Below are 13,046 nucleotides of genomic sequence, written 5' to 3'. Positions count from 1 at the left end.
AAAAAGGAGGAAAAATGATGAGAACATTTGAGCAGCTCACAGCGTCACAGCAAAAAGAGGTAGAAAGACAGCTTCAGCTATACATGACAGGCGCCCACGAAGTCATACCGCCGGAGGAATTAAAGACAAAGCTCGTGAAATCAATTTCCACGGGCACGCCGCTTAAAATTAAGCTCGGATTAGATCCGTCTGCACCGGATGTACATTTGGGCCATACGGTTGTGTTAAATAAGCTTCGCCAATTTCAAGAAAACGGCCACATTGTCCAGCTGTTAATTGGGGATTTTACAGGAAAAATTGGTGATCCGACCGGAAAATCGGCAGCCAGAAAGCAACTGACTGATGAAGAAGTTCAGCACAATGCCAAAACCTACTTTGAGCAATTCGGAAAAGTGCTTGATCCAGAAAAAGTCGAGCTTCACTATAACTCAAAATGGCTGAAAACATTGAATCTGGAAGATGTCATTGAATTAGCAGGGAAAATAACGGTAGCCCGCCTGATGGAGCGCGACGACTTTGAAGAACGCATCGCCATGCAAAAACCAATCTCACTGCATGAATTCTTTTACCCATTGATGCAGGGCTATGATTCCGTCGTTCTTGAAAGTGATATTGAATTAGGCGGAACGGATCAGCATTTCAATGTCCTCATGGGACGGCATTTTCAAGAACGATACAACAAAGAAAAACAAGTCGTCATCCTTATGCCGCTCTTGGAAGGCTTGGATGGCGTCGAGAAAATGTCGAAGTCGAAACACAACTACATTGGCATTAACGAACATCCAAACGACATGTACGGAAAAACGATGTCACTGCCCGACAGCCTGATGAAAAAGTACATCCACTTGGCGACAGACTTAGAGCTTGAAGAGAAAAAACAGCTCGTAAAAGACTTAGAAACCGGCGCCGTTCATCCGCGTGATGCCAAAATGCTTTTAGCCAAAACAATCGTCCGAATGTATCACGGAGAGAAAGCAGCAGAAGCTGCCGAACACTCGTTTAAAACAGTCTTTCAGGAAAACAGCCTGCCGGAAGATATACCAGCCGTAAACTGGAAAGGCGAAAAAACGATAGCGATGATTGATCTGCTCGTCAAGCTAAAACTCCTCTCTTCGAAGAGCGAGGCGCGCCGCATGATTCAAAACGGCGGTGTACGCATCGACGGAGAGAAAATAACAGATATTCACGCCAAAGCAGAGATAAGAGAGAATATGATCATCCAAGTCGGCAAACGCAAGTTTTTAAAGCTCCAATAGTTTGATATTCCGAAACGCTTATGACCCTTCATTCATAAGCGTTTTTTTGCAGGTATAAAGCACTGTCTTTTCAAAAACGCTCTCCATCTTGCAGGAAACTCCTTTAGCATCCCGAAATATTCCCCAACCATACATTTAGGGGAGGTTTATTTTTGATGAAAAAGCTTTTGACTGTCATGACGATGGCTGTTTTAACTGCCGGCACACTGCTCTTGCCGGCACAGAGTGTCACCCCTGCCGCGCACGCTTTACAAATATCAAATAGCGAGCGCGAGCTTCCATTCAAAGCAAAGCATGCGTACTCTACCATTTCTCAGCTAAGTGAAGCAATCGGCCCCAGAATAGCCGGAACTGCAGCTGAAAAAAAGAGTGCCCTATTGATCGCCTCATCCTTGAGAAAATTAAAGCTTGATGTGAAGGTTCAACGATTCAACATTCCTGACCGGCTTGAGGGTACACTGTCTTCAGCAGGACGCGATATTCTTCTCCAAGCGGCGTCGGGCTCAGCTCCGACTGAGGAACAAGGGCTGACGGCCCCGCTTTACAATGCGGGATTGGGCTATCAAAAGGACTTTACCGCTGACGCCAAGGGCAAAATCGCCTTGATTTCCAGAGGAGACCTGACTTATTACGAGAAAGCCAAAAATGCCGAAGCCGCCGGAGCGAAAGCTGTCATCATTTATAACAACAAAGAAAGCCTCGTGCCTATGACGCCAAACCTGTCGGGAAATAAAGTCGGCATTCCGGTCGTCGGCATTAAGAAAGAAGACGGCGAAGCACTTACCCAGCAAAAAGAAGCCACCTTAAAACTAAAAGCAATCACAAACCAAACCTCCCAGAATATCATCGGAATCAAAAAACCAAAGAACATCAAACATCCAGACATTGTGTACGTGACGGCCCATTACGACAGTGTTCCTTTTTCGCCCGGAGCAAATGACAACGGCTCAGGTACCTCTGTTATGCTGGAGATGGCGCGTGTCTTAAAAAGCGTTCCATCTGATAAAGAAATCCGCTTTATCGCTTTCGGCGCCGAAGAGCTCGGCCTGCTCGGCTCCTCTCACTATGTAGATCATCTATCGGAAAAAGAGCTGAAACGAAGCGAAGTGAACTTCAACTTAGATATGGTAGGCACAAGCTGGGAAAAAGCGTCTGAGTTGTATGTCAACACATTGGACGGCCAATCTAACTATGTTTGGGAATCCAGCCATACGGCTGCTGAAAAAATTGGGTTTGACAGCCTGTCTCTGACACAGGGAGGATCATCTGATCATGTGCCATTCCACGAAGCCGGCATTGATTCCGCCAACTTTATTTGGGGAGACCCGGAAACAGAAGAAGTTGAGCCGTGGTATCATACCCCTGAAGACTCGATCGAACATATCAGCAAAGAACGCCTCCAGCAAGCAGGCGATCTTGTGACAGCCGCAGTCTATGAGGCTGTGAAAAAAGAGAAGAAACCGAAAACCATTAAGAAACAAATGAAGGCCAAAGCAACTGACATTTTTGAAGATATCAAATAAAAAAAGACGGCACTTGGGTGCCGTCTTTTTTAATCCACTTCTTTCTTAATCCCCAGCATTTTCTCATCTAGGTAATGGGCAATCTCCGCGGCTTCCTTCAGCTCATCTGTTAGTTGCTTAGGAACGTCATTGTTCAATTTATAGTAAATTTTATGTTCAAGGCTCGCCCAGAAATCCATCGCGATTGTCCGGATTTGAATTTCTGCTTTGACGTATTCCACACGGTTCGTTAAATTCACAGGCATCTCAATGATTAAATGCAGGCTTCGATAGCCATTCGGTTTGGGTGTCTGGATATAATCCTTTACCTTTACGATTCTCAAATCTTCATGCTGCTTCAACACATTCACGACATTATAAATGTCAGAAATAAAGGAACAGATGATGCGCACGCCGGCAATGTCGTGAATATGCTCCTTCATTTCCTTCGTCGTAATCTCACAGCCCTTTCTCATTAACTTATTCACGATGCTTTCAAAGCTTTTGACACGGGATTTTGTATGTTCAATCGGGTTGTGTCCGTGAATGAGGTTATATTCCTGGCTGATAATTGAGAACTTTGTATCGAGCGCATCTAGCGCAAATTTATAAACTAATAACTCATTTTTCCAATCTTCCATTACTGTTTTTAAATCGTCCATATGTGTTACAGATAAATCCATGTTCGTCATCTCCTTTAACGGAACTTTATCCGCTGTCCATGTACTAGACGTCCCTGTCTGCTGCAAGGTTCTATGAATTTTTTTACAAAATGCGGTCGATTGTAACAAAAAAAGACCGCACGAAACGAGCGGTCTTTTTTATTATCGGAAGTAGCTGATCAATAATCCGATCGAGAGCAGGAATCCGAAAAATGTATTTGTTTGGGCTGTTGATTTCATTGCAACAATCATGTTCATCGGCATTTCTTTTTGGACGAAACCCTTCACTGCTTGAACCGGCTTAGGCACGCTTAAAAAGACGACAAACAGCCATGGGCTTGCGGCACCGGTAATAACCAAACCGACAACCCAGATATAAGCGACGGCAAACGACGCAGCTAACAGAGTAACAGCTCCCTTATGCCCCATCAAAATCGCCAATGTTTTGCGTCCGCCTTTTTTGTCCTCTTCAATATCACGAATGTTGTTCGACAGGTTAATCGCGCCGACAAGAATCGCAATCGGGATGGAAATCAAAATGCTTTGCGTGTTGATCATATCTGTCTGAATGAAAAACGAAATCAGCACAAACACCGAACCCATGCAAATGCCTGAGAATAATTCACCGAACGGCGTGTACGCAATCGGCAGCGGCCCGCCTGTATACAGGTAGCCGATCGCCATGCCGACAAGGCCGATCAGCGCAAGCCACCAGCTGCTGCTTGCACAAATATAGACACCGAGCAAAATGGCAATCCCGTATGAGGCCAGAGCTAATTGCAAAATCGTTTTAGGCTTCATTCCGTGGCGTACAATGGCCCCTCCGATTCCGACTGATTCTGCTGTATCTAACCCGCGTTTAAAATCATAGTATTCATTAAATAAGTTCGTCGCGATCTGGATCCATAGGCAAGAAAACAGCATAGCCAAAAACAGCAGCAGATCAACCTTCACATAAAACATCGCCAAAACGGTTCCGAGCAGCACAGGCACAAACGATGCGGTTAACGTATGAGGACGGGTTAACTGCCAAAGGATCTGCCCCATGCTTTCTTTTTGCGGCGCTGTCTGACCCTCACCCTTATTTGTTTGGTTCATCTTCCTCTTCCTTTCTATTAAAAGGCTTACTTTTTTTCAGCCGGCAGCTTAATAAAAAACTCCTTTTGCTTCCTTATCTATCATAATGACTTCTCCCTTATTTCACAAGATACCGCAAGAAGGCGTTTTCTTTCTTATTATACGCTTCTCGCCCTGATTTCATTAGGTTTCTGCTTTCACTTGAACGAACAGGTACAGAAAAATTTTTTTAAGTACATTACACTTTTTAAAAGTTAAAAAGATCTTTTGACTCCAGCTATCTTTTCCTTTATTATGAATCAGCTCGAAACATTCCATTCTTGCCCTTGCAGGTATAAAGATTCATTTTCAAAAACATACGCCGATATATTAATTTGAGGGAGATTAGGGAAAAAATGAAACTTTTTGAGCATCTGATCGTCAAATAATCATGTGATTGTCGAAAAAACGGGAAGGGAATTTTTGATATGCTGCAATTAATGAAACAGCTGTATGAAAAACCCGCTGTCAAGTGGACATGTCATACAGGCTTTTATTTGATGATACTGCTTGTTTTGTTTTTTATGTATGGTTTTCACACCGCGAATACCGGTTCATATATTTATAACGATTTCTAATTGGAGAGAGAATAACTATGAAACTTTTACATGCTATTCAAACACATGCGGAAACTTATCCGCAAACCGATGCCTTCCGCTCTCAAGGCCAGTCGCTCACGTATCAGGAATTATGGGAGCAGTCTGACCGCGCGGCTGCCGCGATCCAAAAACGCATTTCTGGGGAAAAGAAATCTCCTATCCTTGTGTACGGCCACATGGAGCCGCACATGATCGTTTCCTTCTTGGGAAGTGTCAAAGCGGGACATCCTTATATTCCGGTTGACCTTTCTATTCCGTCCGAACGGATTGCGAAAATTATCGAAAGCTCTGGAGCAGAATTGCTGATCCATGCAGCAGGACTCTCAATTGATGCAGTCGGCCAGCAGATTCAGACAGTTTCTGCGGAAGAACTGCTGGAAAACGAAGGCGGCTCTGTCAGCCAAGATCAATGGGTCAAAGAACACGAAACGTTTTATATCATTTACACTTCCGGAAGCACAGGAAATCCGAAAGGCGTGCAGATTTCCGCTGCGAATCTTCAAAGCTTCACAGACTGGATTTGTGCAGACTTTCCAGTCAGCGGAGGAAAAATATTTTTAAACCAAGCGCCGTTCTCATTTGATTTGTCTGTCATGGACCTATATCCGTGCCTTCAATCAGGCGGGACATTACATTGCGTGACAAAGGATGCTGTGAACAAGCCGAAAGTCTTATTTGAAGAGCTGAAGAAATCCGGGCTGAATGTGTGGACATCAACACCTTCCTTTGTGCAAATGTGCCTGATGGATCCGGGTTTTTCACAGGATCTGCTGCCTCATGCGGACACATTTATGTTTTGCGGAGAGGTTCTTCCGGTTTCTGTGGCAAAAGCGCTGCTTGAGCGTTTTCCGAAAGCAAAGATTTTTAATACGTACGGCCCGACTGAAGCGACAGTGGCTGTCACATCGGTTGAAATTACGGCTGACGTCATCAGCCGCAGCGAATCGCTTCCAGTGGGCTTCGCCAAACCAGATATGAACATTTTCATTATGGATGAACAGGGACAGCCGCTTCCTGATGGAGAAAAAGGAGAAATCGTCATTGCAGGGCCGAGTGTAAGCCGAGGCTACCTTGGTGAGCCAGAGCTGACGGAAAAAGCGTTTTTCTCTCATGAAGGCCAGTGGGCATACCGAACTGGCGATGCCGGCTTTATTCAAGACGGTCAGATTTTCTGCCAAGGACGTTTGGATTTTCAGATTAAACTTCACGGCTATCGAATGGAGCTGGAGGAAATCGAGTTCCATGTCAGACAGTCACAGTACGTTCGCTCTGCTGTCGTGATTCCTTATCAGCCAAACGGAACAGTTGAGTACTTGATCGCTGCTATTGTGCCTGAGGAGCATGAGTTCGAGAAGGAATTCCAGCTGACAAGCGCTATTAAAAAAGAGCTTGCCGCTTCCCTTCCGGCATATATGATCCCGAGAAAATTTATCTATCAGGATCACATTCAAATGACGGCTAACGGCAAAATTGACCGAAAACGCATTGGCGAAGAGGTTCTTGTATGACGCCTTACAGCTCGTTTTTATTCTTTATACTGCTTGGCATTCTTCTTCTGCCGACGATCATTCTCGGCTTAAACGGAAAAAGATTTCAAGCATACAACATGTTCATATCTATCATTATATTGGCTTTAATTTTTTCGCACGACTTACACGGGGTCATCGCGCTGTGCCTGTTTACAATATGGCAGGTGCTCCTGATCAGCGGCTATCTGGCATACCGGCAGAAAGCGAACAGCGGCTTTGTCTTTTGCGGGGCTGTTATCGCGTCGATTCTGCCTTTATTTCTGTCAAAAATATGGCCGTTTCTGTCGCACCCGCAGCCGCATCATGCGCCGCATAACCTGATCAGCTTTTTAGGGATTTCATATTTAACCTTTAAAGGCGTTCAGCTGATTATGGAAGCAAGAGACGGACTGCTGAAAGAACAGCTGCCATTGCACCGCCTGCTGTATTTCATCCTGTTTTTCCCGACGATTTCCTCCGGCCCGATCGACAGATACCGCCGGTTCGTCAAGGATGAACAGAAGGCTTGGACGAAAGAAGAATACGCCGACCTGCTGTATACGGGAATCCATAAAATCTTCATCGGTTTCCTGTATAAATTTATTATCGGCTACGCGATCAATACGTACTTCATCATGAATCTTCCCGCAATCACGCACAATAAGATTCTTGGGAACCTGCTGTACATGTACGGCTACAGCATGTATTTATTCTTTGATTTCGCCGGCTACACGATGTTTGCCGTCGGGGTCAGCTACATTATGGGCATTAAATCACCAGAAAACTTTAATAAACCGTTTATCAGTAAAAATATTAAAGATTTCTGGAATCGCTGGCATATGTCTCTGTCATTTTGGTTCAGAGATTATGTGTTTATGAGATTCGTATTTTGGATGACTAAGAAAAAGTGGATCAAAAACCGTATGGCCGTCTCAAACATCGGATATTTCGTGCTGTTTATGCTGATGGGGGTTTGGCACGGGCTCGCGCCGCAATATATCATTTACGGCCTCTATCACGCCGTTCTGATGACGTGTTACAACTTTTTCGAGAAGTGGAATAAGAAATATAAATGGCTGCCGTCCAACCGCTGGACAACCATTCTCGCGATTGTGATCACATTCCATTTCGTTTGCTTCGGGTTTTATATTTTCTCAGGAAAACCATTTCATCACCACCATTAAAGGAGATTAGAAAGCTATGGATTTTAAACAAGAGGTATTAGACGTTTTAGCAGAGGTTTGCCAGGATGACATCGTAAAGGAAAATCCTGATATTGAAATTTTTGAAGAAGGTTTGCTTGATTCTTTTGGAACAGTAGAATTGCTGCTTGCGATTGAAAACCGTTTTGATATTTTAGTGCCGATCACTGAATTTGACCGGGACGTTTGGAATACACCTAACAACATTGTAAATCAGCTGTCTGAGTTGAAATAATGAAAAAGCGTTTTTTCGGTCCAATTATTTTGGCGTTTATTCTATTCGCAGGCGCCATCGCAATTCCATCTTCATGGCTGACAGGCTTCATCACCGATAAGCGTGTGAAAGAGTCAGCAACAGCCTTGAATCCGAGTATGTTTCAAGGGCTATATTTACAAGATCAGATGCTCAAAGATCCGACATATCTTCCGATTTACGGGTCTTCTGAGCTTTCTCGGCTGGACGAGTTCCACCCATCTAATTATTTTCAGGTAAACAATGAGGGATTCACGCCATACCTTGTCGGCAAAGGCGGATCCCAGTCATTGATTCATTCTTTAAACTTCGCTGCCCATATGGATCAGCTGAAGGGCAAAAAAATCGTATTCATCGTGTCTCCGCAATGGTTTATTAAGCGCGGGTCTGATGAACAGCATTTCGCGCCGAACTATTCTGCGCTGCAAGGGCTTGATTTGGCATTTAACGATCAGATCGATCCTGAAATTAAAAAGAAAATGATGAAACGCATGCTGCGCTTTAAGGCTGTGCAAAACGATGCCATTCTTTCTGAGCTGTACAAAGCAATGGTAAACGGCCAGACGTGGAAAGTGAACGCGCTGAAGCCGGCGGCCAAAGTGTATTACAGCATGCTGGAAAAGAAAGATCTGTATTATTCAACGACAGAATCATCCGGGCCAAAGCGCTATATCTCGCAGTCAGTAAAGGATAAGTCATGGTCTGAATTGAATAAACTAGCGGATCAATCAGGCAAACGCCACTCCGGTTCTAACGATTTTCACATCGACAACCCTGTCTATAAAAAGCTGAAGCCGAAAGTGCCTAAGCTGAAAGGGAAAAACAAAGGAAGATCGTATGCGGTGTCACCGGAATATGGCGACTTTGAAATGATGCTCGATATCCTGAAGGATGCGGGCGCAGAGCCTATGTTTGTCACCATTCCTGTTAACGGGAAATGGTACGATTACACGGGCTTCCCGAAAAAAGGACGCACTGACTATTACAAAAAGGTAAATAAACAAATCAGAGCGAAGGGCTTCCAGGTTGCTGATTTCTCAGGGCATGAATATGACCCGTATTTCATGAAAGACACCATTCACATCGGCTGGAAAGGCTGGGTGTATGTCGATAAAGCAATTGACGAATTTTATAAAACCGGAAAAGTCACTTCATCCTGAGCATCTCATAGGACGCGGCTGCATATTTCCTGCTAAGATTTGAAATAGTAAAGGAATCACAGCCAACTTAATTAAGAGGTGTTACATCCAATGAAGATGACAAATAATACGGTTTTAATCACAGGGGGTTCTGCTGGCATCGGGCTTGAACTGGCCAAGCGCCTGCTGGAACTTGGCAATGAAGTTATCATTTGCGGACGCAGCGAAGCACGTCTTGCGGAAGCGAAGCAGCAGCTCCCAAACATCCATACAAAGCAATGTGATGTTGCAGACCGTTCGCAGCGGGAAGCATTGTATGAATGGGCTTTAAAGGAATATCCGAACTTGAATGTTCTCGTCAACAACGCCGGCATTCAAAAGGAAATTGACTTTAAAAAAGGGACAGAGGAGCTTTTTGTGGACGGTGATGAAATTGAACTTAATTTCCAAGCGCCTGTCCATTTATCCGCCCTTTTCACACCTCATTTGATGAAGCAGCCCGAGGCGGCAATCGTTCAGGTCACATCCGGGCTTGCGTTTAACCCGTTAGCTGTTTATCCGGTGTACTGCGCAACAAAAGCGGCACTTCACTCGTTCTCGCTTACGCTCAGACACCAGCTCCGCGACACGAGCGTGGAAGTGATTGAAATGGCACCGCCTATGGTGGACACGGGCTTAAACCAAAAATCACGCGATAAACAAGGCCTGACGTACCGGGGCATTTCATCTGAAGAATATGTTCAATATTTCTTGGACGGCTTGAAGGAAGGCAAACAGGAGATTACAAATGAACGTGTTGAAGGTCTTCGGGATGCCACTCGCGCCGATTATGACAGGTTATTCGAGCAAATGAACACGCAGGAGAATTAATTTCTCCTGCTTTTTTCATATGAATTTCTTACAAATTTGAGCAAACCTATTGCGATTATTTGTTGAAGGTATACAATAGAATATAAATTATTTTCAAATAAGTTTGATAATATAAACAATTTAACAGCAGGGAGATTGACCATGACTAAACAAACAATTCGCGTTGAATTGACATCAACAAAAAAACCGAAACCAGACCCAAATCAGCTTTCGTTCGGAAGAGTGTTTACAGACCACATGTTTGTAATGGACTATGCCGCAGATAAAGGTTGGCACGATCCAAGAATCATTCCTTATCAGCCCTTATCAATGGATCCGGCCGCAATGGTCTATCACTACGGCCAAACCGTGTTTGAAGGGTTAAAGGCTTACGTGTCAGAGGATGACCATGTTCTGCTTTTCAGACCGGAAAAAAATATGGAACGCCTGAATCAATCAAACGACCGCCTCTGCATCCCGCAAATTGATGAAGAACTGGTTCTTGAAGGCTTAAAGCAGCTTGTCGCAATTGATAAAGACTGGATTCCAAATGCGGAGGGCACGTCCCTTTACATCCGTCCGTTCATCATCGCAACCGAGCCTTTCCTTGGTGTTGCGGCATCTCATACGTATAAGCTCTTGATCATTCTTTCTCCGGTCGGCTCTTATTACAAAGAAGGCATTAAGCCGGTCAAAATCGCTGTTGAAAGTGAATTTGTCCGTGCGGTAAAAGGCGGAACAGGAAATGCCAAAACCGCAGGGAACTACGCTTCAAGCTTAAAAGCGCAGCAGGTCGCCGAAGAGAAAGGATTTTCCCAAGTGCTTTGGCTGGACGGCATTGAGAAGAAATACATCGAAGAAGTTGGAAGCATGAACATCTTCTTCAAAATCAACGGTGAAATCGTAACGCCGATGCTGAACGGAAGCATCCTGGAAGGCATTACGCGCAATTCAGTCATCGCCTTGCTTAAGCATTGGGGCCTTCAAGTTTCAGAACGGAAAATTGCGATCGATGAGGTCATCCAAGCCCATAAAGACGGCATCCTGGAAGAAGCCTTCGGAACTGGTACAGCAGCTGTTATTTCCCCAGTCGGCGAGCTGATCTGGCAGAATGAAACACTTTCGATCAACAACGGTGAAACAGGAGAAATCGCAAAAAAACTATATGACACGATTACAGGCATTCAAAAAGGCGCTGTCGCAGACGAATTCGGATGGACGACCGAAGTTGCAGCGCTGACTGAAAGCAAGTAAGAAAAAAGCCGGCCCATTACAGGCCGGCTTTTTTACGCTTCAATTTTATTGAAAAACTGCGGCAGATACGCTTTGTGCGCCTCCAGCATTTCGTCTAAAATCTGTTTGGCCACAGTATCGGACGGGACAAGCGGGTTAATCGTCATGGCAAGGAGTGCAGTTTGATAGTCACCTGTAACTGCCGCTTCTGCCGCGACACGTTCAAAGGATTTGATTTGCTGGACAAGGCCGCGGACAGACACCGGCAAGTCACCGACAGCAATTGGCTTAGGGCCGGTTTTCGTCATCACACAGTTCACTTCAACTGCGGAATCGTCTGGAATGCTCGCTATCGCACCATTATTGATCGTGTTCACCGGCTGAATGTCATGTTTATCATTATAAATGGAGCTGATTAAGTTACATGCTGCATCACTGTAGTAAGCCCCGCCCCGTTTTTCCAGCTGCGGCGGTTTGATCGCAAGGTTCGGATCTTTATAAAGCTCGAACAGCTCTTTTTCGACCTTCTGTACGACTTCAGCGCGGGTGCCCTCCGTTTGTGATGCTTCCAGTTCGTGCTCCAGCATCTCTTTTGTTTTGAAATAGTAACGGTGATAGCCGCAAGGGATCACATTGAGCGCTTTTAAGAAATCTGGTTCCCATTCGGCGCCTGAGATATTTTTCATCGTCATCGCGTTTTTCGGGTCACCCATCGCCTCGATGACTTGCTCTTTCACACTTACGCCGTCCAAGAAAACATCCAGCCCGAATACCATATGGTTCAGTCCGGCAAATTGGACTTCTACGCGGTCCACATCTACATCAAGCGCTTTGGCTACGCCCATTTTGATGCCGATTGGAACATTGCAAAGACCGACGACTTTCTTCAGGTTGGAGTAGCGAAGCAAGGCTTCTGTTACCATGCCGGCAGGGTTTGTGAAGTTAACAAGCCAAGCGTTCGGGCAAAGCTCTTCTATGTCCTTTGCGATCTCAAGGATGACCGGAATTGTGCGCAATCCTTTAAACAGGCCTCCCGGGCCGTTTGTTTCCTGGCCTATTACACCGTATTTTAGCGGAATGCGCTCATCCTTTGCTCTTGCCTGCAAAAGTCCGACACGGAATTGGGTCGTAACAAAGTCTGCGTCTTTCAGCGCTTTTCTCCGATCGAGCGTAAGATGAATGTCAATCGGAACGCCAGCTTTTTCAACCATCCGTTTGGCGAGTGTGCCGACAATATTCAGCTTTTCTTCGCCCTCGGGGATATCGACAAGCCATAATTCACGGACAGGCAGCTCATCATACCGTTTAATGAACCCCTCCACTAGCTCGGGCGTGTAGCTTGAACCTCCGCCAATCGTTACAATCTTCAATCCTTTTGTCATATGCTTGCTCCCCTTTGCTCGGTGATTTTTTCATATAACTCAATGATCTCTGCAGCCATATCCTTCACTGTCATTGCATTCATTAAATGATCCTGTGCATGAACCATCAGAAGCGTCATTTCCGTCTTTTCTCCGCCCGCTTCATTTTGGATCAGCTCTGTCTGATAATGATGGGCTTTTGACAATTCTTCAGCAGCGTCTTGAAGCTTTTTCCGCGCTTCTTCTGCGTCACCGCTTTTCGCAGCGGCAATGGCCTCCATTGCGGAGCTCCTACCGTTTCCTCCGTGAAGGATGATTTGAAAAATGATTTGTTCCATTTCCTCATTCACGCGATTCACTTCCTTT

14 protein-coding genes are annotated in these 13,046 nt (G+C 45.1%); 9 read left to right on the top strand and 5 right to left on the bottom strand.

Annotated features, from left to right (window positions below):
• The first annotated feature begins 14 nt into the window (after positions 1-14).
• A complete protein-coding gene (tyrS, locus tag NYE22_RS01190; protein WP_342412237.1) occupies positions 15-1,256 on the top strand; it encodes a tyrosine--tRNA ligase in 1,242 nt (413 codons plus the stop codon).
• Positions 1,257-1,411: 155 nt separating this feature from the next.
• Entirely contained in the window at positions 1,412-2,779 is a 1,368-nt protein-coding gene (gene ywaD / locus NYE22_RS01185; RefSeq protein ID WP_021480952.1) for an aminopeptidase YwaD, read from the top strand.
• Positions 2,780-2,808: 29 nt separating this feature from the next.
• Here ywaD and ywaC read toward each other — a convergent pair whose 3' ends face one another.
• The 3 genes from ywaC to NYE22_RS01170 form a co-directional block, all read right to left on the bottom strand.
• Entirely contained in the window at positions 2,809-3,441 is a 633-nt protein-coding gene (ywaC, locus tag NYE22_RS01180) for a GTP pyrophosphokinase YwaC (protein ID WP_003244564.1), read from the bottom strand.
• 141 nt (positions 3,442-3,582) lie between these two features.
• The gene (locus NYE22_RS01175; protein WP_015250916.1) at positions 3,583-4,518 is read right to left on the bottom strand and encodes a 1,4-dihydroxy-2-naphthoate polyprenyltransferase; all 936 of its coding nucleotides are present in this window, start codon (positions 4,516-4,518) and stop codon (positions 3,583-3,585) included.
• Positions 4,519-4,680: 162 nt separating this feature from the next.
• The gene (locus NYE22_RS01170; RefSeq protein WP_021480955.1) at positions 4,681-4,815 is read right to left on the bottom strand and encodes a hypothetical protein; all 135 of its coding nucleotides are present in this window, start codon (positions 4,813-4,815) and stop codon (positions 4,681-4,683) included.
• 149 nt (positions 4,816-4,964) lie between these two features.
• On the opposite strand from NYE22_RS01170, the gene NYE22_RS01165 reads away from it, so the two are divergent.
• The 7 genes from NYE22_RS01165 to NYE22_RS01135 all read left to right on the top strand — a co-directional run bounded on the left by NYE22_RS01165 (position 4,965) and on the right by NYE22_RS01135 (position 11,340).
• A complete protein-coding gene (locus tag NYE22_RS01165) occupies positions 4,965-5,114 on the top strand; it encodes a teichoic acid D-Ala incorporation-associated protein DltX (protein ID WP_003227330.1) in 150 nt (49 codons plus the stop codon).
• 17 nt (positions 5,115-5,131) lie between these two features.
• Positions 5,132-6,643: a D-alanine--poly(phosphoribitol) ligase subunit DltA gene (dltA, locus tag NYE22_RS01160; RefSeq protein WP_049140910.1), complete on the top strand. Its 1,512-nt coding sequence runs from the start codon at positions 5,132-5,134 to the stop codon at positions 6,641-6,643.
• Positions 6,640-7,827, top strand: coding sequence for a D-alanyl-lipoteichoic acid biosynthesis protein DltB (gene dltB, locus NYE22_RS01155; protein WP_342412236.1), 1,188 nt, complete (start codon positions 6,640-6,642; stop codon positions 7,825-7,827). The genes dltA and dltB overlap by 4 nt, the downstream gene beginning before the upstream one ends.
• 16 nt (positions 7,828-7,843) lie before the next feature.
• Entirely contained in the window at positions 7,844-8,080 is a 237-nt protein-coding gene (gene dltC, locus NYE22_RS01150) for a D-alanine--poly(phosphoribitol) ligase subunit DltC (RefSeq protein WP_003227325.1), read from the top strand.
• On the top strand, positions 8,080-9,258 hold the full coding sequence (gene dltD / locus NYE22_RS01145; protein WP_003227323.1) for a D-alanyl-lipoteichoic acid biosynthesis protein DltD: 1,179 nt from the start codon (positions 8,080-8,082) through the stop codon (positions 9,256-9,258). The genes dltC and dltD overlap by 1 nt, the downstream gene beginning before the upstream one ends.
• A gap of 90 nt (positions 9,259-9,348) precedes the next feature.
• Entirely contained in the window at positions 9,349-10,107 is a 759-nt protein-coding gene (locus NYE22_RS01140; RefSeq protein ID WP_003242574.1) for an SDR family oxidoreductase, read from the top strand.
• Between the two features lie 141 nt (positions 10,108-10,248).
• Positions 10,249-11,340, top strand: a complete 1,092-nt coding sequence (locus tag NYE22_RS01135; protein ID WP_128747278.1) for a branched-chain amino acid aminotransferase — start codon at positions 10,249-10,251, stop codon at positions 11,338-11,340.
• A gap of 32 nt (positions 11,341-11,372) precedes the next feature.
• On the opposite strand, the gene licH is transcribed toward NYE22_RS01135, so the two are convergent.
• Positions 11,373-12,701, bottom strand: coding sequence for a 6-phospho-beta-glucosidase LicH (gene licH, locus NYE22_RS01130; RefSeq protein ID WP_003244285.1), 1,329 nt, complete (start codon positions 12,699-12,701; stop codon positions 11,373-11,375).
• Positions 12,698-13,030: a PTS lichenan transporter subunit IIA gene (licA, locus tag NYE22_RS01125; protein WP_003227313.1), complete on the bottom strand. Its 333-nt coding sequence runs from the start codon at positions 13,028-13,030 to the stop codon at positions 12,698-12,700. The genes licH and licA overlap by 4 nt, the downstream gene beginning before the upstream one ends.
• Between the last annotated feature and the right edge of the window lie 16 nt (positions 13,031-13,046).

The sequence above is a fragment of the Bacillus sp. FSL K6-1560 genome (assembly GCF_038592935.1).
GTDB classification, from domain to species: Bacteria; Bacillota; Bacilli; order Bacillales; family Bacillaceae; genus Bacillus; species Bacillus subtilis.
The sequence above is the reverse complement of the archived record's forward strand: the minus strand, read 5'-3'. Positions and strand labels throughout refer to the sequence as shown.

What these genes read in the sequence shown, in the direction of transcription:
- tyrS (WP_342412237.1), top strand. Translation starts at nt 15, where the DNA reads ATGATGAGAACATTTGAGCAGCTCACAGCGTCACAGCAAAAAGAGGTA.
- ywaD (WP_021480952.1), top strand. Translation starts at nt 1,412, where the DNA reads ATGAAAAAGCTTTTGACTGTCATGACGATGGCTGTTTTAACTGCCGGC.
- ywaC (WP_003244564.1), bottom strand. Translation starts at nt 3,441, where the DNA reads ATGGATTTATCTGTAACACATATGGACGATTTAAAAACAGTAATGGAA.
- NYE22_RS01175 (WP_015250916.1), bottom strand. Translation starts at nt 4,518, where the DNA reads ATGAACCAAACAAATAAGGGTGAGGGTCAGACAGCGCCGCAAAAAGAA.
- NYE22_RS01170 (WP_021480955.1), bottom strand. Translation starts at nt 4,815, where the DNA reads ATGGAATGTTTCGAGCTGATTCATAATAAAGGAAAAGATAGCTGGAGT.
- NYE22_RS01165 (WP_003227330.1), top strand. Translation starts at nt 4,965, where the DNA reads ATGCTGCAATTAATGAAACAGCTGTATGAAAAACCCGCTGTCAAGTGG.
- dltA (WP_049140910.1), top strand. Translation starts at nt 5,132, where the DNA reads ATGAAACTTTTACATGCTATTCAAACACATGCGGAAACTTATCCGCAA.
- dltB (WP_342412236.1), top strand. Translation starts at nt 6,640, where the DNA reads ATGACGCCTTACAGCTCGTTTTTATTCTTTATACTGCTTGGCATTCTT.
- dltC (WP_003227325.1), top strand. Translation starts at nt 7,844, where the DNA reads ATGGATTTTAAACAAGAGGTATTAGACGTTTTAGCAGAGGTTTGCCAG.
- dltD (WP_003227323.1), top strand. Translation starts at nt 8,080, where the DNA reads ATGAAAAAGCGTTTTTTCGGTCCAATTATTTTGGCGTTTATTCTATTC.
- NYE22_RS01140 (WP_003242574.1), top strand. Translation starts at nt 9,349, where the DNA reads ATGAAGATGACAAATAATACGGTTTTAATCACAGGGGGTTCTGCTGGC.
- NYE22_RS01135 (WP_128747278.1), top strand. Translation starts at nt 10,249, where the DNA reads ATGACTAAACAAACAATTCGCGTTGAATTGACATCAACAAAAAAACCG.
- licH (WP_003244285.1), bottom strand. Translation starts at nt 12,701, where the DNA reads ATGACAAAAGGATTGAAGATTGTAACGATTGGCGGAGGTTCAAGCTAC.